Annotated in this window: 22 protein-coding genes; 9 read left to right on the top strand and 13 right to left on the bottom strand. The window is 43.9% G+C overall.

Features of this window, described 5'->3' with window-relative positions:
• Positions 1–65: 65 nt before the first annotated feature.
• Positions 66–944, bottom strand: coding sequence for a 6-pyruvoyl trahydropterin synthase family protein (locus tag CWO13_RS03500; RefSeq protein ID WP_102432108.1), 879 nt, complete (start codon positions 942–944; stop codon positions 66–68).
• Between the two features lie 230 nt (positions 945–1,174).
• Positions 1,175–1,999, bottom strand: a complete 825-nt coding sequence (locus tag CWO13_RS03495) for an AraC family transcriptional regulator (protein ID WP_102432109.1) — start codon at positions 1,997–1,999, stop codon at positions 1,175–1,177.
• Between the two features lie 110 nt (positions 2,000–2,109).
• On the opposite strand from CWO13_RS03495, the gene CWO13_RS03490 reads away from it, so the two are divergent.
• Both CWO13_RS03490 and CWO13_RS03485 read left to right on the top strand, forming a co-directional pair.
• Positions 2,110–2,586: a YHS domain-containing (seleno)protein gene (locus CWO13_RS03490; protein ID WP_048610296.1), complete on the top strand. Its 477-nt coding sequence runs from the start codon at positions 2,110–2,112 to the stop codon at positions 2,584–2,586.
• A gap of 188 nt (positions 2,587–2,774) precedes the next feature.
• Complete coding sequence (locus CWO13_RS03485; protein ID WP_048663921.1) at positions 2,775–3,410, top strand: START domain-containing protein; 636 nt, start codon at positions 2,775–2,777, stop codon at positions 3,408–3,410.
• 42 nt (positions 3,411–3,452) lie between these two features.
• On the opposite strand, the gene CWO13_RS03480 is transcribed toward CWO13_RS03485, so the two are convergent.
• The 4 genes from CWO13_RS03480 to CWO13_RS03465 all read right to left on the bottom strand — a co-directional run bounded on the left by CWO13_RS03480 (position 3,453) and on the right by CWO13_RS03465 (position 6,196).
• Positions 3,453–3,977 carry a hypothetical protein gene (locus CWO13_RS03480; RefSeq protein WP_060980902.1) on the bottom strand — a complete coding sequence of 175 codons (525 nt, stop codon included), beginning with the start codon at positions 3,975–3,977 and terminating at the stop codon, positions 3,453–3,455.
• An 8-nt stretch (positions 3,978–3,985) separates the two neighbouring features.
• Positions 3,986–4,372, bottom strand: a complete 387-nt coding sequence (locus tag CWO13_RS03475) for an MAPEG family protein (RefSeq protein ID WP_102432110.1) — start codon at positions 4,370–4,372, stop codon at positions 3,986–3,988.
• 619 nt (positions 4,373–4,991) lie between these two features.
• Positions 4,992–5,459 (bottom strand): YjiG family protein, encoded by a 468-nt coding sequence (locus CWO13_RS03470; protein WP_004737023.1) that lies wholly within the window; start codon positions 5,457–5,459, stop codon positions 4,992–4,994.
• Complete coding sequence (locus CWO13_RS03465; RefSeq protein ID WP_102432111.1) at positions 5,459–6,196, bottom strand: nucleoside recognition domain-containing protein; 738 nt, start codon at positions 6,194–6,196, stop codon at positions 5,459–5,461. Before CWO13_RS03465 ends, CWO13_RS03470 begins: the two co-directional genes overlap by 1 nt.
• Positions 6,197–6,722: 526 nt before the next feature.
• Between CWO13_RS03465 and CWO13_RS23395 the strand changes: the two genes are divergently transcribed.
• Together CWO13_RS23395 and nhaD are read left to right on the top strand one after the other, a co-directional pair.
• Positions 6,723–6,899, top strand: coding sequence for a hypothetical protein (locus CWO13_RS23395; RefSeq protein ID WP_017061524.1), 177 nt, complete (start codon positions 6,723–6,725; stop codon positions 6,897–6,899).
• 249 nt (positions 6,900–7,148) lie between these two features.
• Positions 7,149–8,588: a sodium:proton antiporter NhaD gene (gene nhaD / locus CWO13_RS03455; protein WP_055319220.1), complete on the top strand. Its 1,440-nt coding sequence runs from the start codon at positions 7,149–7,151 to the stop codon at positions 8,586–8,588.
• Here the strand turns inward: nhaD and CWO13_RS03450 are convergent.
• The 3 genes from CWO13_RS03450 to CWO13_RS03440 form a co-directional block, all read right to left on the bottom strand.
• The gene (locus tag CWO13_RS03450) at positions 8,585–8,971 is read right to left on the bottom strand and encodes a hypothetical protein (protein ID WP_102432112.1); all 387 of its coding nucleotides are present in this window, start codon (positions 8,969–8,971) and stop codon (positions 8,585–8,587) included. The genes nhaD and CWO13_RS03450 overlap by 4 nt on opposite strands.
• Positions 8,972–9,142: 171 nt before the next feature.
• Positions 9,143–9,625 (bottom strand): methylated-DNA--[protein]-cysteine S-methyltransferase, encoded by a 483-nt coding sequence (locus CWO13_RS03445; protein ID WP_102432113.1) that lies wholly within the window; start codon positions 9,623–9,625, stop codon positions 9,143–9,145.
• Positions 9,626–9,687: 62 nt separating this feature from the next.
• Positions 9,688–11,064: an AlkA N-terminal domain-containing protein gene (locus CWO13_RS03440; RefSeq protein ID WP_108082537.1), complete on the bottom strand. Its 1,377-nt coding sequence runs from the start codon at positions 11,062–11,064 to the stop codon at positions 9,688–9,690.
• A gap of 236 nt (positions 11,065–11,300) precedes the next feature.
• On the opposite strand from CWO13_RS03440, the gene CWO13_RS03435 reads away from it, so the two are divergent.
• Complete coding sequence (locus CWO13_RS03435) at positions 11,301–11,504, top strand: hypothetical protein (RefSeq protein WP_048660610.1); 204 nt, start codon at positions 11,301–11,303, stop codon at positions 11,502–11,504.
• Positions 11,505–11,694: 190 nt separating this feature from the next.
• Here the strand turns inward: CWO13_RS03435 and CWO13_RS03430 are convergent, their stop codons facing one another.
• Positions 11,695–12,585, bottom strand: coding sequence for a LysR family transcriptional regulator (locus CWO13_RS03430; protein WP_102432115.1), 891 nt, complete (start codon positions 12,583–12,585; stop codon positions 11,695–11,697).
• A 154-nt stretch (positions 12,586–12,739) separates the two neighbouring features.
• Here CWO13_RS03430 and CWO13_RS03425 point away from each other — a divergent pair, with 154 nt between their 5' ends.
• Together CWO13_RS03425 and nagB are read left to right on the top strand one after the other, a co-directional pair.
• Positions 12,740–13,093, top strand: a complete 354-nt coding sequence (locus tag CWO13_RS03425) for a DUF413 domain-containing protein (protein WP_019819999.1) — start codon at positions 12,740–12,742, stop codon at positions 13,091–13,093.
• 579 nt (positions 13,094–13,672) lie between these two features.
• A complete protein-coding gene (gene nagB / locus CWO13_RS03420) occupies positions 13,673–14,473 on the top strand; it encodes a glucosamine-6-phosphate deaminase (protein WP_008216780.1) in 801 nt (266 codons plus the stop codon).
• Positions 14,474–14,771: 298 nt separating this feature from the next.
• Here nagB and CWO13_RS03415 read toward each other — a convergent pair whose 3' ends face one another.
• From CWO13_RS03415 to CWO13_RS03405, 3 genes are all read right to left on the bottom strand, one after another.
• Positions 14,772–15,308 (bottom strand): MltR family transcriptional regulator, encoded by a 537-nt coding sequence (locus CWO13_RS03415; protein WP_196303849.1) that lies wholly within the window; start codon positions 15,306–15,308, stop codon positions 14,772–14,774.
• A 50-nt stretch (positions 15,309–15,358) separates the two neighbouring features.
• Positions 15,359–16,507, bottom strand: a complete 1,149-nt coding sequence (locus CWO13_RS03410; RefSeq protein WP_102432116.1) for a mannitol-1-phosphate 5-dehydrogenase — start codon at positions 16,505–16,507, stop codon at positions 15,359–15,361.
• Between the two features lie 184 nt (positions 16,508–16,691).
• Positions 16,692–18,584, bottom strand: coding sequence for a PTS mannitol transporter subunit IICBA (locus CWO13_RS03405; protein WP_102432117.1), 1,893 nt, complete (start codon positions 18,582–18,584; stop codon positions 16,692–16,694).
• A 576-nt stretch (positions 18,585–19,160) separates the two neighbouring features.
• On the opposite strand from CWO13_RS03405, the gene CWO13_RS03400 reads away from it, so the two are divergent.
• Positions 19,161–20,027, top strand: a complete 867-nt coding sequence (locus tag CWO13_RS03400) for a glycerol kinase (protein WP_108082536.1) — start codon at positions 19,161–19,163, stop codon at positions 20,025–20,027.
• A 324-nt stretch (positions 20,028–20,351) separates the two neighbouring features.
• Positions 20,352–21,008, top strand: coding sequence for an NAD(P)H-dependent oxidoreductase (locus tag CWO13_RS03395; RefSeq protein ID WP_048663939.1), 657 nt, complete (start codon positions 20,352–20,354; stop codon positions 21,006–21,008).
• The last annotated feature ends 75 nt before the right edge of the window (positions 21,009–21,083 follow it).

The raw sequence follows: 21,083 nt of genomic DNA, 5'->3' as shown, positions 1-21,083 counted from the left end.
CAAGATAACTGAATATCTTGCCTTTCTTTCATCATATTAGAACTGAGATTCTCTCTCGTGAGGTGTTATCGGAACGCCATCGCGCCTTTACCTACCCCTTCATAAGCCACAATTTGTAGTGATTGGTTCTCTGCTAGGCTCGGTTCAACTTGGTCCGCAATATAGCCCGCAAGTAATTCTACCGTGGTATCGGTCGGTAAAATTTCAGTCTCACTCTTAGCAATCGCTAGCTCAAATTCGCCTTGTGGCGCCGTGTAGCTGAAGCCATAGTGACTTTCATCATTAGCACTTTGCGCGTGTTCACTCAGGTTAAGTGAAGAGACCGAAACTTGGTCTTCTTTAGAACCTAAATAAATATCTTCCCAGCGCTGAGCAAATGCTTGTTCACGTTGCTCGTCACGCTGACCATCGACCACAATTTCGACTGGAGAACGGTGGCCATGCGCAATACGCTGACAATTACCATCGTGCTTTTTTAAACCATGGGTATAGTGGTAAAACGCGCCATTAATGTTCTCATGACGAAGGGTGATCTCTAACCCTGTGACGTTACTTGGCAGGTTATCGCGAAGAATATCATAAACGTGTGCGGTCACACTCTCGATAGTGATCGCTTCTGCATCAATAAGGCAGTACGCTTCATCAGGGCAATGTAAATGAAGGCTCTTGTCACCACGCAACACATCAACCTTAGAGTAGCCAGCTTTGCTCGCTTGAAGAACAATTGCAGCGCTTTGCATTGGCAGCAGTAAACGGTGATCAACGTGCTCATCGACAAGCTGTTTGATCTGCTTTTTGACCTTGCTAAAATCCAGCACCATGCTCATTTCATTAAGTTCACCAGACATGGTGACATCTAAAATCCAACTATCTCCTACGACCCCTCTGTGTTCACAGATGTATGAAGAATCGATAACGGTAAGGTCTCTTACAAATAGGTTCAAGTGGAACTCCTTAGTGCTTTAATGAGATACGGGAGGCTGAATAATGTTCAGCAGGCACTTCGTCTCATTGATGTCTGATAAAATAGGACGGGCAGGATGTTACAACGAGCTTATAAAGTCCACCTTTTTACACCGTCATTCGAGAAATGAACAAACTACGCTCAATTTCCGCTAAAACATAGGCCAGCCTCATGCGAATAGCCATAAATCGCGTAAGGTTGCCCGGCGTTTCACGACACATTTTGCTTCAGCCAAAGACGCGGCGACACTCCGGCAACATGTTGAAAAGCACGTGAGAATCCTGAGTAGCTATTGTAGCCCACTTCATCAGCAACCCAATTGATCGGCTTATTTTGCAATAACAGAGATTGAGCTACAGAGACTCGCCACTTTTGCACATAGTCTCCCGGCGTTTCACCCACTTCTCGCTTGAACGCTTCAATAAACTGAGTGCGAGACATCGCGGCCAGTGACGCCATTTCGGCGATCGAATAATGACGAGCAGGTAATCGATGAATAGCCGTGACCACCGAAGCCAATCGTGAGTGAGCAAGAGCCGAGAAAACGCCGCTATCAATTTTCTGTTGTTCGATGAGATGACGAAAAATCAAAGCCATCAAGGCGTCACTCAATTTGTCCATTAAGTACTGCTGCCCCGACGATTCTTGGCTCGATTCATTAGATAACACCTCTATCACTGGCATTAAGCTAGGTGCCTCCTCAAACGGAATCACTATCACGTCTGGCAGAGCCGACAATAAAGGATTCATCTGCCCTGAACGATACTCCACGTTCGCACACACGACCTCCGCACCGTCTCCCACACCTTCAATCGCATGTGGTGTGCTATTCGGCAGATAAACAATGCAAGGCTGCGACAAATGCCGGTGTTCCGTGTGAGCACTAGACAAGCTCAACTCCCCTGCGCTCAATACATGAAGATGCCCCTCTTTACCTTGTTGCGCGTTAAATGACGATACTCCACACAGGTTTCCTGAATAGAAAACGCCAGTGCGTATCGAGAAGTGTTCCATTAATTGTGAAAGCAGATCCATGCATCCTCCGAACGATTCGCTTAGTTTTTAGTTCTTTTGTCCCTCTATAGACCGGGCGAGTGGGCTAAATTATTTCAAACAAGATAACCAACACTGACAAGGAACTTGATATGTCACACATGAAATCGACCAGTCAAAAAATCACTCTATTGGCCGCGTTACTAGGCACCAGCTTTTCGTTAATGGCAGCAGACCTTGATATGAGTGTCGACAGCAATGATCTCGCGATTAAAGGTTATGACCCTGTCGCTTACTTTGCCAATGAAGGCCCAGTAAAAGGCACATCAGAGTTCACAGCGACCTACAAGAATGCGATCTATAACTTTGCGAGCAGTGAAAACAGAGATGAATTTCGAGCCAATCCAGAAGCCTATGCCCCTCAATATGGCGGTTACTGCGCGTTTGGGGTAGCGATGGGTAAGAAGTTTGAAACCGACCCTCTCGCTTGGAAGGTGGAAGATGGGAAGTTGTATCTGAACTTAGACAAATCGGTTCAAAAACGCTGGCTGGAGAACACACAAGAGTTCATCCAAGACGCTAACAGCAACTGGACAACCATCAAAACCGTAGAAGCCTATAAGCTCTAGGTTCTAAGTTCTAAGTTCTCGCCTACAGCACTTATCCATTACCCAAGAATAAAACGGAAGCGGCCGAACGCTTCCGTTTTCATTGTGATTTTTCCAAAAGAGGTGAACCCAAAGCGATAGGTAACACCTACCAAGCCCATTTTATTCTATACTCCTAGCAGATAAGCTTTTCTTTTTATGGAAGAATAATGACATTACCTAGGATTTTGGTACTCGGCCTCTGCGCCCTATCGACACTGAGTTATGCCAACCCATGGCAGTTCGTCAAAAGTGAAGATGGCATCATGATTGATAAAAGGCCACACCGTGAAGGCTTGGTCGAAATACGAGCGCAAATGCAAACGCCCACCACTTACTCCGGTTTTCTGTTGTTGCTTGAAGACAGCGAGAACGTGCCAAACTGGATAGATAATGTGTCGCAAAGCCGTGTGTTGATGCAGATATCTGAAGATGAAAACATCGTCTATACCCAATTCAAAGCACCTTGGCCTGCCAGAGATAGAGACATGGTGACTTACTCAAAATACAGTATCGAGGATGGGCAATTTGTCTTGTCGATAAAGGATGCGTCGAACTATTTGGCGAAAGAGTCGGGGTACATTCGAATCTATGATGTGGACGCACTTTGGACACTGCAACCGCTGACTAATGGCAATACCTACATCACCTACACCGCTTATGCGAACGCAGGTGGCATCCTACCGAATTGGTTGATGAACAAGTTATCGATAGGCAGTGCACTGAGCACGTTTAAGGGACTGAAAGAACAGTTACCAAAGTACCAAGGCCAACAGCATCCTAACCTGCCAAGTGAGTCTCGCTAACGGTAAAAGTAGACAAGTAAATAGAGGAAATAAAGTTAAAGACTAAGGTCTTCTAGCGAGGTCACGAGCTAAGATAAGCGCCAAACCAAACACCTGAAGAAACAAGGCAATATTCTTATAGAAAGCCATTTTCTCATCAAGCCTTTGGATTAATTCAACTAAGGTCAGGTTATCCAAATAGTAGTCATCGATTCGAGTTCGTTGCGATTCTTGAGCACTGTTTATCAGCATCATAAGTTTCGGCAAGTTAGCCAAAGAGATATTTGGCACTTCGCTACTCACCCAACGCCTAAGTTGCCCGCGCAGTGCTTCATCAAGAACAGTGGTAGGCTGCACCGTTTCTGGTTTATCAAGGTGAATCAGAATCGCTTCGCGCTTGCGCTCTAGGGTTTCGATCGTATTCCAAGCAAGCTGTATTGAGTACACATTGCCGAATTTTCGATCGTTATATTCCGCTTTCTCAGCTTCAATTTTATCGAGCACCAAGCTCGACATGACAATCGCCATGATGTTGAGTATCAAGCCTGCGAGGACAATCGCCCAAGCAGGTGGAAGGCGCAACGCCATAATGCTTCCTAGAACATTTTATCAAAAGGTAGGTAAGCTAAGTTTAGGACAACTAAAGATACCATGCTGGCAAAGGTCAAATACATGCCTTGCTTTCTTCCCTTTAGACTGCGAGCAAGAATACTTTTTCCATGAACAATACGCCCAATAACAAAAGCAATACCAATAACATGGATCAGCCACACATTAGAACCGTTGAACTCTAGCAACGCCATCAGTATCACTGTAATCGGAATATAATCCATAGCATTACTTTGAGCGGAACGAGCCACTTGTAACGATTCAATACCACCATCTGCGTGTGCCACTTGATTCTTTCTTCTTTGCTTAATCACTTCAATGGAAAGCCATAGCATAACCAAAGTGAGCAACGCAGCATATAACGCTGTAACCATTATCATTTCCTACTGGTTAGTTTATTCGGCGGGCTACCTCATAGTATCTGTATTCATAAAATAATGAGCATTCACGCCCGCGCACGTGTAAGAGATCTCTCACAAAAAACGTAAGAGATTACAATCAAGCTTCGCAGAAAAATCCTAGATTACAAACCCAAGCCCTTGTTTTGTATGAGTCCGCACAGTTTTCTTTGGATAAACCTGCAGATTATTTGCTTGAGGTGGATTGTGAGTAAAGCCTCTGCAGTGTTTAATACACATGTCGACAGGGAGTTGGCAGGAACAGGAAAAAGCCTAACGGATTAGGTATCTTCAGGATGAAGATTTGGTGGCTTAGGATGAGTTATCAGCAAGGAAGTTATGCTCTAGGATAGAGCCGCTTATCTGGATGATGAGTTTGCAAGGACACCGCTAGGAAGGCGATGAATTGGATAGGTTAAAGGATTTAGCCACGTCAAGGAACGATGCAGGGAGCACTAGTTACCTATTGAAAGATAAGTAACGCGCAGTAGCAGGATGGCTACGAAAAGAATAGACCCCGTTTGGTGAAAGCCAAACGGGGTTTCCTTTTTTATAACGCCGAAAAGCGATTAGTAGCTAGCCGTTAAAAGTTACGTTACAAAATAATGTTCATCAGGAACATTGCACCAAAGGCATTCAATACCGAAATCGCGATCATCACCGGGATGTAGCGACCTTCAGTACCAATTGGTCCCATGATACGACCCATGTATTGCACTTGAGAACCCATCAAGTAGATAGCTGGCGCCAAAATAGCGATATGATTGCCGTTCAAAATGCCTTGGTCAAACAGCGTAATAACCACGCCCACTGCGCCACCCATCGACATCCACGCACCGATCAATACCGCTGCCGCTTCGCCAGGTAAACCAAATACCGCCATGATTGGAGCAAATACGCTGCCCATCAGATCCAACGCGCCCGTAATCTGCAATGCCTTGATGATCACAAACGCCATCAGAACATTCGGTACTGTAGAAGTAGTCGCAATAACCCAGCCTTTCTTAGCACCTTCAACGAAAATATCAGTAACCATTGGTTTCTTTGCTTTAACTTCGCTCATTATGCTACTTCCTCTTCCAGTTTTTGTTCTTTGTCTGATTTTGGTTTGTCTTCTTTGCCTTCAGTAATATTCAGGTAGATACGAAACAGGTTCGCACCGACAAACTTAAAGATAAACATCACAGCTACAGCCAAACCAATTGACGATGTCACCGCTAAAGAACCATCCATCGCCGTTAGAGTGAACAGCACCGCACCTGAAGAGAAAAAGTTAACGATCGCTGCACCCGCCGTAAACTGGAACATGGTGAAGACATCGGTTTCGCGCTTAGTTAGATGCCCTTCGTCTTTCAACTGACGTGTCATCGCTGCACCCGCATCGGTACTTTGCAAAGAAGCGATCAGTGCCAAGCCTGAGTTACCCGGAATGCCCATTAAAGGGCGAAGCAGAGGTGTCAGCAGTTTACGAGCGGCATCCAGTGCTCCGTAATGCTCAAGTACGTTGATCATACCTAGTGCAAACATCACGGTCGGAATAAGTGTCAAAGCAAAAATGAAACCGTCACGAGCACCACTACCGCCTTTACCACGCAGTGACGTCGTTGCTGCTTGAATACCATCGGCCGTTTCACTCACATCGTAAGCGACCTTACCGAATGAACCGTTGAGCGTTGTAAAATCGAACACTCCATACCATTCATTGGACTGCATTAAGCCTGAAAAGAACACAATCGCGAAAGCGAGTGCGATATAGCTGCCGATCGTGACTTTACGATCGGCTTTGGTTGGATTAGTCATAAGGACCTCTATACATCTCGTTTATGTGGAACAGAACACGTATAGATAGTGCAAACTAATGAGCGAAAGGTTAATGACCAAAATCAAATAGCGTATCGGTTTGAATAAAAGAAACACAGCAACATATAAAACTGTGATTTGGATTTAAAAGCAGGACCATACGCTAAATAAATTAGAATATTTAACATACAAAACTAAACAAATCTTGCTTCAACAGCGCAACTAAAAACGCACACAATCGCCACAAAAATCTGGCTTCTAGTGAAAATTTTTCACCTAGTGTAATCTCTGGTAATGTTGTAAGAGATCTCTTACATTGCTTTTCTGTTAAATTTTAATTCAATTATAATACAGACACTTAAATGGTGACTTCGCTTCCAAAATACAACCGTTTACCCTTAGTTGATTGAGTTTTGAGCCAGGCTCAAACAGTGAGCCATTTTATAAAGCATTTGAGCTTGATTCGAAATTTCAGCCCTCAGAGGTGCTATAGACTTCGCGCTGCCAATATAAAAGGAGAACGGTGATGACTATGGAAATGAGAACGCTTAAATATCAAGTAATGGGCAAAGGCATGTGGATCACTGCAACGGTATCTCGCGTAGTAGCGGACAAACTTGCGCTTGAATACCAATCCTATGGCTGGCCTGTTGAAGTATGTGCTGCAGAACAAACACTGACGTTTGATCTCAATGCTGCATAGTATTGGCAATTCCGAGTAAGCTCTATCGGCATTAAATCCGGTAGAGCTTTTTCTCTTTTCTCTTTTCTCTTTTCTCTTTTCTCTTTTCTCTTTTCTCTTTTCTCTTCAAACAAGTATTTCGTTTTCATCACAGTCTATTGCTTTCACTATAATCTATTGAATTATTAAGATATCTATCACACTGCACATGATTATTTAGGTCTACGCTTTTACCCGTGTTAATAACTTATTAACTTCGGAGCGTAATCCATGTTAGGTATCCAGCTTTCTGCTGTTTTCTCTTTATTCTTCTTTTCTTCGGTTGCGGGCGCGACTACCTCTCAGTTAGGAGAGCCTCTCAAGCTAACTAACTCATTTGTTGGCTACCTATCACTGACCATTTTTGTTATTGCCTACATTGTGGTGATGATGGAAGAGTACCTAAAACTCCGGAAATCCAAACCTGTGTTACTTGCGGCAGGCCTGATCTGGATAATCATCGGTTTTACCTACCAAGAGTACAACCTTGTTGAAGTGGCTAAACAAGCGCTCGAACACAACTTACTCGAATACGCCGAGCTGTTACTTTTCCTACTCGTCGCCATGACCTACATCAGCGCCATGGAAGAGAGAAGACTGTTTGATGCACTGCAAGCGTGGATGGTGGGCAAAGGCTTTAATTTCCGCTCTCTGTTCTGGTTAACCGGTATTCTGGCCTTCTTTATCTCACCTATCGCCGACAACCTCACGACAGCTCTATTGATGTGTGCAGTAGTTCTTAAGGTCGCAGGTTCTAACCCTAAATTCGTTAACCTAGCCTGTGTGAATATCGTGATCGCCGCCAATGCTGGCGGCGCGTTCAGTCCCTTCGGTGATATCACAACGCTAATGGTATGGCAGGCTGGCTATGTGAGTTTCAGTGAGTTCATTCCCTTATTTATTCCTTCGGTAATGAATTACCTCGTCCCCGCATTGATCATGTCTTACTTTGTACCAACAACCCAACCCGATACGGTTCATCAACACGTTGAATTAAAACGCGGTGCTAGACGCATCGTGTTCTTGTTCATCATGACCATCGCGACTGCGGTTGCTTTCCATGCCGTGCTCCACTTCCCACCAGTGATGGGCATGATGATGGGACTGGCGTATCTACAGTTCTTTGGGTATTTCTTGCGTAAGACCTTACCGAATTCACTAGCGAAGAAAAAGGCAGTGGCGATTGCCAATAATGATGAGGGGGCATTGAAACGACTCGGTTCAGTCGTGCCCTTTGATGTATTTCGAAGAGTGTCGCATGCCGAATGGGACACCTTGCTGTTCTTCTACGGCGTGGTGATGTGTGTCGGTGGCTTAAGCTTGCTTGGTTACTTGGAACTCGCGTCTGGTGTGATGTATAGCCAATGGGATCCAATTTGGGCCAACATTATGGTCGGGATTCTATCTGCGATTGTCGACAACATTCCGGTAATGTTTGCCGTGTTATCCATGGAGCCACAAATGTCGATGGGCAACTGGCTACTGATCACCTTAACCGCTGGGGTTGGTGGTAGCTTATTATCTATTGGTAGTGCAGCTGGAGTAGCATTAATGGGGGCAGCGCATGGCAAATACACCTTCTTTGGCCACTTGAAATGGATGCCAGTGATCATGATTGGCTATGCCGTCAGTATCGCTGCTCACTTATGGCTAAATGGCGGGCTTTTCTAATTCGATGATCCTTTCAAAGGTTGTTCAACGCGTGTCCAGACGTTGCTTAACTGCATCGCTGGACACCGATTGCAGGTTAGCACCGCGCCTTCGTGTTGTATTCGCATCACCAAGCCAGAATCTGATCGGCTATTCGCTGAATTCAACTTAATGTTGAGCAAATCACCTTCAATACGATAGGTTCGAGTCACGGAATTATTCGTTGTTTGATAAATCACTTGTCCCGACTCGAAATACAAATAGCTGTCATTGTCAGCGTTCTCGTACACGCCTTTAAACATAACAAGTTGTGGGACCTCGAAAGGTCGGCTGGTATCAGTTAAGCAACCTGTCAGCAATAATGCGCAGCTGCAGCCAGATATTAATAAGGGAAATCTATTCATTTGGGCATCCTTGCCTAGAGAACATAGTCAAAGAATATGCAACCAAATAGATATTTTCCAGAAAGCGTTGATTTTAATGCAAAGTCACATTTTAAGAACTATTAGCCTTTGTCCTTGAGTGCTACGTAAGCCTCAGCCAGCATCACGACAGGCTCGTTGCCAAATCGCTTTCTAGTCTTGCGATCTTCCCTCAATTACCAATAAGCGCTGTTTGCGTTCTACACCACCCGCATAACCCGTCAGCTTGCCATTTTTGCCAATCACACGGTGACACGGCACAATCACAGAAACCGGATTTTTGCCATTCGCTAAGCCAACAGCACGAACGGCTTTCGGATTACCTATCGCATCAGCCAGTTGTGCATAGCTCCAAGTCTCTCCATAAGGAATGGTAGTCAGCGCCTGCCAAACCGACTGCTGAAATGGAGTGCCTTTGGCTGCGATCGGCACAGAAAATTGGATAGCTTCGCCTGAGAAATAGCGATTAAGCTGCTCGATCGCCACTACAAAGATTGGAAAGCTATCATCTTGAACGCCTAACTGTTCAGGCTTAGTGGTATGCGTTTCAAACCAAAGGCCGAGCAAGCCCTCATTGTTCGCCTGTAAAGTTACGGTTCCCAATGGGCTCTCATAATATGTAAAACGGTTAGCCATAATATCTCCCAGCGTGGTACTGCAAATGTTTGTGGATTGCTCATGTTCGCGGGTTGCTTCTATTAAGACTGATTCCAGCAATGGAACGTGGCGTAGCTCCCCCAAGGTGAAACACTCTCTGTATTAATGGCAGGTCGATGCTCAATAAACTTCTTCACTACCAAATCACCAACCAACAAGTGGTTAGGCTCGCTTAACCCGCGAAGCAGCGCGTATTGAATTGTCCAAGGCCCAATGCCTTTTAGCTCAATCCATTTAGAAGGATGCTCAGTTTCATTGTCGACCATGTATTCGGCAAAACGCTTTAGGGTCTCTTTGCGGCTTCCCGGCATTCTTAAAAAGCTAACATCGGCCTCCGCTATCTGCTTAGGCGTTGGGAAATACGCTTTCTCGGATGCATGAGAAAGCTCTTTAACCAATAAGTTGAGCTGGCCAATCGCTGCGGTTACCGAGACTTGCTGCCCGAGAATCGCTCTCACTCCTGCTTCCCAAGCACTCCACACGCCAGGAATACGGATACCACTCTTGGCCACCAAGTTAGGATCGATAGTCTCAAAGAAGGCCTCGACCTTTGCAATATCGACATCAAGATCGAACATACGTCGAATATTCGCAATCAAGCTTCTTAAATGGCTTATATCGTCCAACTCAAATTCAATATCCAAGCGGTTATCTTTAGCCAGAGTCGACTTGAACCAGCCCTTCGACCCGTTCACATTTACCGTGCGCTGGTAATAGTCCTCACCTACCTCTTCTAAGCCTTCAATCATTCTTCGTCGATAGAAAGCTAACAGGTGCTTCCAATCCAAAGGACCGTGAAAACCAAGCTGAATATGATTACTCACACTATCACTTAGCTTTGCCCGCCGAATTTGACTTGGCGAAAGCTGCAGTTCTTTTTGAAAGGCATCATTGAAACGACGTGTACTATTAAAGCCACTCGCAAAACCTACATCGGTAATGCTCATGCTACTGGTGTGCAGCAACTGCTTAGCAAACATCAACTGGCTATAAAGACTATATTGCTTGGGTGACACACCGATGTAATTGTCGAATAAGGTTCGCAAGTAACGATCAGAAATGCCTAAACGGGTCGCAAGATCGACGATAGATCCTGAATTCAGCGCGCCATTATCAATCAACTGCATCGCACGTAAGAAAGTGGTTTCGACGCCCTTCCAAGCTGGAGAAAAAGGTGCGCTGTCTGGTCGACAACGTAAACAAGGGCGATACCCAGCCTTTAGCGCCTGAGCTTGATGGGAAAAGTATTCGACGTTTTCCTCTTTAGGTGGCGTTGCTGGGCAAATCGGGCGACAAAATATCCCTGTCGTTTTCACCGCTGTGAAAAACATTCCATCAAAGCGAGCATCTCGCGCATATCGAGCCAGATGACACTGCTCGTTCGTTAAGGTGCTGTTGTGATTGATATTTTTCGACATGCTGTACTCTTCCCATTTGCCATCGCTTTCGATCCGATAACTAAAAGTTTACCGTGAACCACCATAGTCGCTAGCCACTTTCGGAACTGAAGGTTAGATAAATCACAAAAAAGGGTTTTAATTTTATTCAATTCGACTAAATTTAACCTAGAGAAGGCATTCTTCTCACAACGTCAACGATCGGTACTTAGCACGCCAAGATGCAGAGACCTATCGAATATAAAAAGGAAAAGGCTATGGTTCTACACACATGTCGTATTGTTTTATCAAACCAACAGGTTCTCACCAGTCAATCAGTCGAGCAATCTCTTTGCTTTCTTGAAAACAAAGCAGATAACGGGATTTCTAAGATTGAGATTGACGCAACGGATGGCCACACAATCCATTCGTACATGTCACACTCTCTCGAAGAGTCTATTGAGAATCTAATGAACCTATAAGTGTGTTAACACTATAGAGCCTTAAAATAGGGCTAGATATACCAGGCTTAAACGATTTTATTGGAATGAGAAACGATCTCTAGTTCCGAAAAGAAGTACATCTCTGGTTTAAAACAAAAATGGCTCCCAACTATATAACTAGTTAGGAGCCATTTTTTATTTAATCTAAACATGGTTATAGCAAATGCCGTTACTCAGGAGCTTGTTCAGCGGCTTGTTGCAGCGTGTAAGCGGTCGATGGGTCAATCTCATTAACCAATTTCTCAACCTGCATGATCGCCTCCACCGAGGTGCTGCTCTTGCGGTAACTCAGATAAATTGGGCGATACCAGTCTTCCACCCCTTTCACCTTGTGCAGCTGACCCGAATCGATAAAAGGTTCAACTAGAGATACCGGAAGATATGCACTACCACCTTTCTCTAAAATGAAATCAAGGGCGATACGAGCCGTAGAGGTACGAAGATACGGCGCTGGCACTTTAGGGTGACGTTCTGCGTGTTCAGAACCAAAACGCGTTCCCCAATCCACATACACATACTTATGTTGGAATACAGATTCCAGGTCATCTTGCTGCGTTGATACCAACACCAAAACCAAATCAGCGACTTTTTTACAGTTCAGCTCTTCCGCTTTGATCTGATCGAACGCGAAAGCCATATCTAAGGTTCGTTCTAACAAATTACGGTTCAGTTGCTCGCGCCCCATCACCTCTGCCATAAAGCCATAACCACCAAAAGAGTCGGTCACAACACTTAAACAGTTTTGCAGATACGCATCCCAAATATTCGGCGTGCCGCCCAGCGTTAACTGCAAGGCTTTACCACTCTCTAACGACAGCTCAAATTTCGCTTGTTGTAAGGTGGAAACCATCACTTCAGCATAACCAATCAAACGTTCACCGGAAGATGTGAGTTTGATGTTATTGCGGTCACGAATGAAGAGTTGAGTATCAAAATAGCCTTCAAGCTGCTTGATTCGCGCACTCACCGCCGCTTGCGTTAAATACAAGTTTTCAGCTGCACGCCCAAAATGGCGCACCCTTGCAACCTCAAGAAAGGTTCTAAATACTTTCACATCCATCAAATACATCTCTGTAATAAATCTGCTAACTAGCCGATCTAGGATTGTTTATCGTAAAGGCAAAAACGTTTTGTTTCCTATTTTAGCCTTTTAACAATATTTTCGCGTGAGCAATAAACACTAATTTCTATCTAACCACATTACTGAGGCTGATATGTCTGAGACCGAATTCCGTCACGGAAAAAAACGTTTTTATGACACCATTAAATTCCCACGAGGGTTCGCTAAGTCGGGTGATTTTACTCTGTCAGAAGAGGAAATCCTAACCTTGTTTGGTGACACTATGCTTGCACTTGAAACTGGTGAACTAGCACCAATCAATGCAGAAGAAAAACACTTCATTAAAGTGTTGTCTCACCCTCATAAGGCAAAGTCCAAGTTAGAGCGTGTTTGGTTGAAGTACATTCAACTGGCTCGTGGACGCCGTCGCTTTCATACCCTAAACGGCTGCAAACGCGGCGAAGTGCCTAGGGAAGAATACGAAAGTGAGTTAGTGTTAGAAGATTAGTAAAATCGCTCAAGGTGATACCTCATCACTTTGGGCTTTTTTTTCCTTCAATGTTTACACTTCAAGCTCGCTTTTTCTTCTTAGTTGGTAAGTTTAGCTAACCTGTTCGGATTTACCAATATTTATAGATAATTCATAGCGATAGCGTGAATCAACATCTATTCTAGTCACCCTAAGTGTGTCTAACCCGACTAAATTCTTCGAACCTCGCTCAACAACTTCCTTTTATCACGATAGTGGCACATTGCCATCATTATTTTTCACGCCTCAACTATACTCTCAAAGCCAGTGAGTACGCAGCAGCTCTTTAATACGCCAAAGCTTATAAATCTGCAGAAACGCACAGACCCTTTCAGGCACTGAATCAAATCAACATTCCTGTATATGACAAGCGTATTAATCTTGTTTAACGCCACCAAATATCCATACAATTATTGTGCAATTTTGAGAGTTCTAGTCACAGATACAACGAAAAAGCAAAAAATTGACCTAAAACAATAGCGGAACCTGATAACTTATTTTATAATGCGAATTAATGTTTCAGAACACTATAAAATTTTATTTCTAGGGGCAAAATCAATGAGACTTATTCCATTAAGCAACAAAGCAAAAGTAGGTAAATGGGCTGCTCGTCATATCGCAGATTCGATCAACAAATTCGCTCCAACTGCTGAGCGTCCATTTGTACTAGGTCTTCCTACTGGTAGCACACCTCTAACTACTTATGCTGAGCTAATTGAACTTTACAAAGCTGGCGAAGTTAGCTTCAAGCACGTTGTAACATTCAACATGGATGAGTACGTTGGTATCGACCCTAACCACCCAGAGTCTTACCGCACATTCATGCACGAGAACTTCTTCAACCACGTTGATATCCAAGCAGAAAACATCAACCTGCTAGACGGTCAAGCTGAAGACATCGATGCTCACTGTGCAGCATACGAAGAGAAAATCCGTTCATACGGCAAAATCAACCTGTTCATGGGCGGCGTAGGCATCGACGGTCACATCGCATTCAACGAACCAGGTTCTTCTCTATCTTCACGCACTCGTATCAAAACGTTAACTGAAGACACTCGTATCGCGAACTCTCGTTTCTTCGATGGCGACATCAACCAAGTTCCTAAATACGCACTAACTATCGGTGTTGCTACTCTTCTAGATTCAGAAGAAGTAATGATCCTTTCTCTAGGCCACAACAAAGCTCAAGCACTTCAAATGGCTATCGAAGGTTCTGTAAACCACATGTGGACTGTTACAGCTCTACAGATGCACCGTAAAGCTATCATCGTTGCTGATGAGCCTGCTCAACAAGAGCTAAAAGTTAAGACTCTACGCTACTTCCAAGAGCTAGAAGCTGAAAACATCCAAGACCTATAATCTCAGGTTTTGTTGAGACAAAAAGCCACATTATGTGGCTTTTTTTGTACCTGAATTTCGCAGTCAAGGTACAAGACTATCCAACGATTAAAACAAAACGTGCAGATTGTAATCGACATAAGAATCGTCAATTTGTGTCATGCTTAGCTCGGAAGAAATAGGAGGGCTGGAGTGAATACAAAAAAGCGATTTCTCAAACTAGAGAAACCGCCATCATTTTAAATTTTGGATTGAAACGAACGAACAGCTACAAGATATGTAGGATGCAAAACAAGATAAGCAAGACTATAAACTAAAGCTAAGAACTCAGCGCGTTATCTCGGCACAAGGTAGTGATAATGTCAGTGATAGCTAAAACGATCGTCGACTTCACTTTTTGATTATGTCGCCCCAAAAACATTTCAAGCATTGGACCAGACATGGTCTCCACCATCTCCACATCATATTCGATTGGCATAATACGCTGAATCGCGTGTACCTTATTAAGCTCAAATATAATGTCGACTTCTGTGAAACTGGTGTCGTCACCCTGTATTTTCGCCCACTCTTTCAAGGTAACGAAAACCTCTAAATCGTCATAAAGCTCTTTACTGATGACACCAAGCCCTAATAGTAGCTTAGCGCGAATCATAATCTCGCCTAACGGGCCACCGCTGTTAAGAAGAGGTTCTACAACGAACTTAATTGCAGTGTCATCTTTCTTAAAGATATTCTTTAATACGGCATCTACCGTGTCATCCAATGCATCGTAAGCAGCCATTAGGCAGGCGCCAGCACTCTCAGCTTCTGATAGGGCTTCAAGTAATTCAGTTTCATGGCTAGTTTGTATTGGCATAACGGCTCGGCAATAAGAAAGTGCCACCGGGGTGGCACTTTGATGATTTATCATTTCAATGCTAGATAAGCTTGTTCCGCTAGTTTAACAACTTCTGAATCGATATTCAGCTCAGAATAATGCGCTAATGTCTCAGCAAAACCTTTTTCTGCGAACATTGCTTGAAGTTCAACCGCTTGTGGGTCGTCTTCATTCTTGTAAAGGAATGCTGCAGCAATCGCTTTTACTAGGTGAGCGTTCGGAAGATCGTACTCTAATGTACCGTTCAATGGCTTAACTAAGCGGTCTTGTGGGCTCAGTTTACGAATAGGCTGACGGCCCACGCGGTCTACTTCATCACGCAGGAATGGGTTTGCAAAACGGCCAAGAATTTTCAAAATGTAAGCGGCATGTGCATCTCGATCAAAGCCGTAACGCTTGATCAGAACTTCACCACTCTCTTCCATTGTTGCTTTTACTTCAGAGTAGATCGATTGGTCTTCAATAGCATCTTTAATTGTCTCGTGACCAGCAAGTACACCCAGGTATGCTGTTACTAGGTGGCCTGTATTTAATGTGAACAGTTTACGCTCAACGAAAGCCATTAGGTTATCAGTGCATTCCATACCAGGGATGTTTGGAATATCACCTTTGAATTGTGTTTGGTCTACGATCCACTCGCTGAACGTTTCAACTGTTACTGCTAGTGGGTCTGTTTCGCCTGCTTCTGCTGGTGGTACGATACGGTCAACCGCTGAATCAACAAAGCCAATATGCGCTTCAGTGAACGCTTTCATTTCGTCAGAAAGGTGCTCTAAAACCGCAGCTTTAAGCTGGCTAGTACCACGAACCATGTTCTCTGCTGCGATGATGTTCATTGGCGCGGTGTTGTTTGCCGCTGCACGCTTTTCAATGCCTTGAGCAATAGACTTAGAGATAATTTTAAGAACCGTTGGACCAACCGCAGTGGTCACAATGTCAGACTCAGCAAGGCTATCTACCACAGCGCTTGTTGCTGAGTTTACTGCCGTCACGTTCTTAACGATTTCAACAACACACTCTTCACCAACAATCTTCACTGGGTATTCTTGACGTTCAATTAACGCATTAACAACCGTTTCATTTACGTCAGCAAAAGTAACCTTCATACCAGCGTCAGAAAGAAGTTTACCGATGAAGCCACGACCGATATTACCTGCACCAAAATGTAACGCTTTCATAATTTTGACCTTATAAATATTTGAATCTAGATAGCTAACTGCTCAACAACATGCCTTGACGATGTGCCCTAAGCATTAAGCAGTAAGCTATTCAGACTGAATCTTGTTAAGACAGATTTAGACCGAAAATGAGGCCAGTAGGGGGATACCGGCCTCCTTCACTTAGGAGCTTGACTAGAGCTTTTTAGTTTCCGTTTAGAATACGTAGAACATCAGCAGGGTTTGTTGTGTTCTGTAGGCATTCCACAGCGTCTTCATCATCAAGTGAATTGGTGATAGCCATCAGCACCATGTTGTGCTCATCGCCTTGTGCGGCAATACCGATAACCATCTTCGCGATATCGTCTTCATCTTCGCCCCACTGAATACCTTCAGGGTACTGACAGAATACGATGCCGGTTTTTTGTACGTATTGCTTAGCTTCGATTGTGCCGTGTGGTACTGCGATAGACTCGCCAAGGTAAGTAGATACAAGCTCTTCACGAGCAAACATGCCATCTACGTACTCTGGAGATACATTGCCAAGTTTTACTAATTGGTCGCCAGCAAACTTGATTACGTCTTCTTTTTGAGTCGCTTTAAGGCCAAGGAAAATGCTATCGTTAGTAAGTGCAAGCTTGCTGCCGTCTTGTGCTGGAGCCGCTGCAGGAACCGGAGCTTCTACCTTCGCTTCACCACTTTGTGCTTCAACCAGTTCTGCTACTAGGTTGTCGTATACTGCGCCGTCTAAGAAGTTGTTAAGAGACATGTGCATTGCACCAGGAATGGTTTTGCGAGCACGGTCTGTTAGGTCTTTATGCGTAATAACAATTTGCGAATCAGCCGGTAGGTTGTTGATGGCGTAGTTGGTTACTTCAATATCTAGACCAACCGTTGCTACTTTCTTACGTAGTAGACCCGCACCCATAGCACTTGAACCCATACCCGCATCACACGCTACATAAACTGCTTTTACATCCGCTAGGTTTACGTTTGCTTCTGATGCTGCACCTTTTGAAGACGCTTTCATGCCTTTCATTTGTGCAGAAGCTTTTTCTAGAGAATCTTCTTCGTCATCTTGAGCTGAAGTCTTAAGTAGAATTGAAGCGACTACGAAAGATACTGCTGTTGCAGCGATAACAGAAAGAACAACACCAATGTAAGAGCCTTTTGGCGTCATCAGTAAGATTGCAAAGATAGAACCTGGTGATGCTGGAGAGATAAGACCAGAGTCGAACACTACGTTAGTGAATACACCAGCCATACCACCTGCGATTACCGCAAGGATTAGACGTGGGTTCATTAGAACGTAAGGGAAGTAAATTTCGTGGATACCACCTAAGAAGTGGATGATAGATGCACCAGCAGCAGATTGCTTTGCGCTACCTTTACCAAACACCATGTAAGCAAGTAGTAGACCTAGACCTGGACCTGGGTTCGCTTCGATTAGGAAGAAGATTGAACGGCCGATCTCTTCAGATTGCTGAATACCTAGTGGAGAGAAGATACCGTGATTGATTGCGTTATTTAGGAATAGGATTTTCGCCGGTTCAACAAAGATAGATGCTAGAGGTAGTGCACCCGCTTCAACCATTACGTTAACGCCAGCCGCTAACCCAGAAGATAGAACTTTAACTGCAGGGCCAATCACGATGAACGCGATGATCGCGCAGATCATGCCGATGATACCAGCGGAGAAGTTGTTCACTAGCATTTCGAAACCACTCTTCACTTTGCCGTGAACAGCTTCATCGAATTTCTTGATTGCGATACCACCTAGTGGACCTACAATCATTGCACCCATGAACATTGGGATATCAGTACCAACGATAACACCCATTGTTGTGATAGCGCCGACTACCGCACCGCGGTCACCACCAACCATTTTACCACCGGTGTAACCAATCAATAGTGGCAGTAGGTATGTAATCATAGGACCAACCATTGATGCTAACGTTTCGTTAGGCCACCAACCTGTTGGGATAAATAGTGCAGTAATGAAACCCCACGCAATAAATGCGCCGATGTTTGGCATTACCATATTGGATAAGAAACGACCAAAGTTTTGAACCTTGATCTTCGCTTCTGGTGATAACATAGGTAGAACCCCGTAGTGTATTGGTTGGTCAAATGACCGAAAGTGTGTGCTCAAAAGTTGATTAAAATGTATCACAACATTTCCAAAATGCACCCTAGCCCAACTTTCGTGACAAACATCACGCATAAAAAACACTTTGGGGTTAACAGCAACGCTTTAGATCACAAAAATGTCATGAATCTAAATTACAAAGTAAAATTAATGAGAATAATTCTAATTCATGAGAGATATAGATCACACTAATTAACTCGACAGTCAAAAATAATTAGAGATCAAGATCACACTTAATGAAAGGTGCATCTTAAAAACTATAAACCATGTATGAAGGAACGCCATTCCAAGTGTGTTTTCTATGCACTAAGATGAATTAAACCCATCATCATGTAATTTAATTACAGAATGTAATAAAGGACTTTCTTGATGCTTTTTTAGAGAACCCTTCCCCCAAAAGCTCAAAATACATGAACAATGAGGAAGCGGAATTGCGTAAAGTAGATGTGTTATTCTAGTAATCAGTTCCTGTGTAATTCCGACCCCACATTATCCAGTAGTCAAATGACGACTTAAGAGAAGACTATGTCAGACAAGATCTCCACATCGGCACTCGCTAAACAAAAAGGCATAGAAGCTAAAACTCTATTTAGTGACCTAAAAACGGCTGGCTATATCGTACGTTCAGAAGACCGCTGGGTGCTGACCGAGCGAGGAGAAAGCTTTGGGGGGGAGTATGTAGAACACAAAAAATTTGGTGTCTTTATTGTGTGGCCAGAGAAACTGCTTATCGACTTAGAGTCATTCTCTGGCAAAACATTAACCGCGACGCAATTAGGTCACGCCTTTGATCTCAGCGCCAAGAAGATCAACTTATTGCTCAATGAACTTGGGTGGATAAAGAAAGAAGAAGACGGTTGGCATGTCACCTCTACAGGCTTAAAAGCCGGTGGTGAACAAAGAGAAGATAAAGCGACTCAAAATTTATTCGTGGTATGGCACGATTCGTTGGTCCGTAATAAACGATTAAAGCAATCTGTTGTAGAGTTTTTGGGGCATGATGCTGAAAGCCACTCGACCGATGTGTCATTTTCCAGTTTTCGTCAGAAATTCGAGGCGAAGCACCGAAGCTTAGATGGGCATTATGTTCGTTCAAAGGGAGAACTGATCATCGATAACTGGCTTTATATGGCAGGAGTGGTTCATGCGTACGAGCGTCCGCTTCCGATATCAAAAGAAGTGATCAGCGATTTTTATCTACCAAGTGGCAAAGTGTACATCCAGTTCTGGGGAACCGATTCTGCGCCAATCGCCGAAGATAAACGTGAAACTACGAGAAAAATCTATGAAGAGCATGGTTTTGGCTTAATCGAAATCACGCCAGAAGATATCCCCAACCTAGACAGCGTACTTCCACCATTATTGCGTCAATATGGTATCAAGGCGTACTAAGCTACTGAATCTAGACATCCCCACATCCACTAAGATCACACTTATCGAATCATTATGGACATTATTAACCATAGTGATTTGATATGTTCGCTATTTTTCCCGAGTAACTCTTCTATTATCTTACACCCATCGACTTGAGCTACCGCAGATACTCGATTTATTGGGGCATGTTCGATAGCCATTTTAGCGTTCAGCCTTTTAGAGGCTGACTGTTCTAGAAACGACTTCTATCGAGATATAGCCTAAATGCGTTATCCGTTTATTGTTGACGTTACCGAACATAAACCCCTACAACATATATATTGATAGATATTAGGATTCAACATGACTCATCCAATCATTTCAGATCTAAACACTCGCTACACAGCTAAAAAATACGATGCAGAAAAGCGCATCTCTGCGGAAGACATGGAAGTAATCAAAGAAGCACTTCGTTTGTCAGCTTCTTCTATCAACTCTCAGCCTTGGAAATTCATCATCATTGAGAGTGACGCAGCAAAACAACGCTTCCACAATACTTTCGAAAACATGTTCCAGTTTAACCAACCACATGCGAAAGAAGCGTCACACACGATCCTGTTTGCTCACGATCCTAAATACACTAAAGAGAAATTCGCGAAGCGTGCAGATACAGAAGTAAGCTCTGGTCACCTACCAGCTGAAATGTACGAGCAATTCTTAGGTGCTTACGCATTTGCAGAAATGAACACAGACGAAACAGGTTTCAACGGTAACTGGACTAAGTCTCAAGTTTACATCGCACTAGGTAACACACTGCACACACTTGCTCGCCTAGGTATCGCTTCAACACCTATGGAAGGTGTAGACGCTGCTATGATCAGCGAAGAATTTGCTGACGAACTAGAAGGCCACGTTGTTGATGTAGCGCTAGCTATCGGCTACCACAAAGACGGCGAAGACTACAACCACGGTAAACCAAAAGCGCGTCTAGCTCTTGATGAAGTCGTTACCACGCTATAACAGTTACCGCGCTATAATAGGCACAACGCTGTAATAGCTGAAACAAACAAATCGCACTGCTTTATTTGGCCAGAC

The sequence above is a fragment of the Vibrio sp. ZF 223 genome (genome assembly GCF_003050585.1).
Taxonomy (GTDB): Bacteria; Pseudomonadota; Gammaproteobacteria; order Enterobacterales; family Vibrionaceae; genus Vibrio; species Vibrio crassostreae.
This window is presented reverse-complemented; position numbering and strand designations above follow the sequence as displayed.

Coding starts and splice junctions, on each gene's coding strand:
- CWO13_RS03430 (WP_102432115.1), bottom strand. CDS start 12,585: ATGGATGTGAAAGTATTTAGAACCTTTCTTGAGGTTGCAAGGGTGCGC.
- CWO13_RS03490 (WP_048610296.1), top strand. CDS start 2,110: ATGTCACACATGAAATCGACCAGTCAAAAAATCACTCTATTGGCCGCG.
- CWO13_RS23395 (WP_017061524.1), top strand. CDS start 6,723: ATGACTATGGAAATGAGAACGCTTAAATATCAAGTAATGGGCAAAGGC.
- CWO13_RS03445 (WP_102432113.1), bottom strand. CDS start 9,625: ATGGCTAACCGTTTTACATATTATGAGAGCCCATTGGGAACCGTAACT.
- CWO13_RS03485 (WP_048663921.1), top strand. CDS start 2,775: ATGACATTACCTAGGATTTTGGTACTCGGCCTCTGCGCCCTATCGACA.
- CWO13_RS03415 (WP_196303849.1), bottom strand. CDS start 15,308: ATGCCAATACAAACTAGCCATGAAACTGAATTACTTGAAGCCCTATCA.
- CWO13_RS03440 (WP_108082537.1), bottom strand. CDS start 11,064: ATGTCGAAAAATATCAATCACAACAGCACCTTAACGAACGAGCAGTGT.
- CWO13_RS03395 (WP_048663939.1), top strand. CDS start 20,352: ATGACTCATCCAATCATTTCAGATCTAAACACTCGCTACACAGCTAAA.
- CWO13_RS03450 (WP_102432112.1), bottom strand. CDS start 8,971: ATGAATAGATTTCCCTTATTAATATCTGGCTGCAGCTGCGCATTATTG.
- CWO13_RS03425 (WP_019819999.1), top strand. CDS start 12,740: ATGTCTGAGACCGAATTCCGTCACGGAAAAAAACGTTTTTATGACACC.
- CWO13_RS03470 (WP_004737023.1), bottom strand. CDS start 5,459: ATGAGCGAAGTTAAAGCAAAGAAACCAATGGTTACTGATATTTTCGTT.
- CWO13_RS03405 (WP_102432117.1), bottom strand. CDS start 18,584: ATGTTATCACCAGAAGCGAAGATCAAGGTTCAAAACTTTGGTCGTTTC.
- CWO13_RS03495 (WP_102432109.1), bottom strand. CDS start 1,999: ATGGATCTGCTTTCACAATTAATGGAACACTTCTCGATACGCACTGGC.
- CWO13_RS03465 (WP_102432111.1), bottom strand. CDS start 6,196: ATGACTAATCCAACCAAAGCCGATCGTAAAGTCACGATCGGCAGCTAT.
- nhaD (WP_055319220.1), top strand. CDS start 7,149: ATGTTAGGTATCCAGCTTTCTGCTGTTTTCTCTTTATTCTTCTTTTCT.
- CWO13_RS03480 (WP_060980902.1), bottom strand. CDS start 3,977: ATGGCGTTGCGCCTTCCACCTGCTTGGGCGATTGTCCTCGCAGGCTTG.
- CWO13_RS03475 (WP_102432110.1), bottom strand. CDS start 4,372: ATGGTTACAGCGTTATATGCTGCGTTGCTCACTTTGGTTATGCTATGG.
- CWO13_RS03400 (WP_108082536.1), top strand. CDS start 19,161: ATGTCAGACAAGATCTCCACATCGGCACTCGCTAAACAAAAAGGCATA.
- nagB (WP_008216780.1), top strand. CDS start 13,673: ATGAGACTTATTCCATTAAGCAACAAAGCAAAAGTAGGTAAATGGGCT.
- CWO13_RS03435 (WP_048660610.1), top strand. CDS start 11,301: ATGGTTCTACACACATGTCGTATTGTTTTATCAAACCAACAGGTTCTC.
- CWO13_RS03410 (WP_102432116.1), bottom strand. CDS start 16,507: ATGAAAGCGTTACATTTTGGTGCAGGTAATATCGGTCGTGGCTTCATC.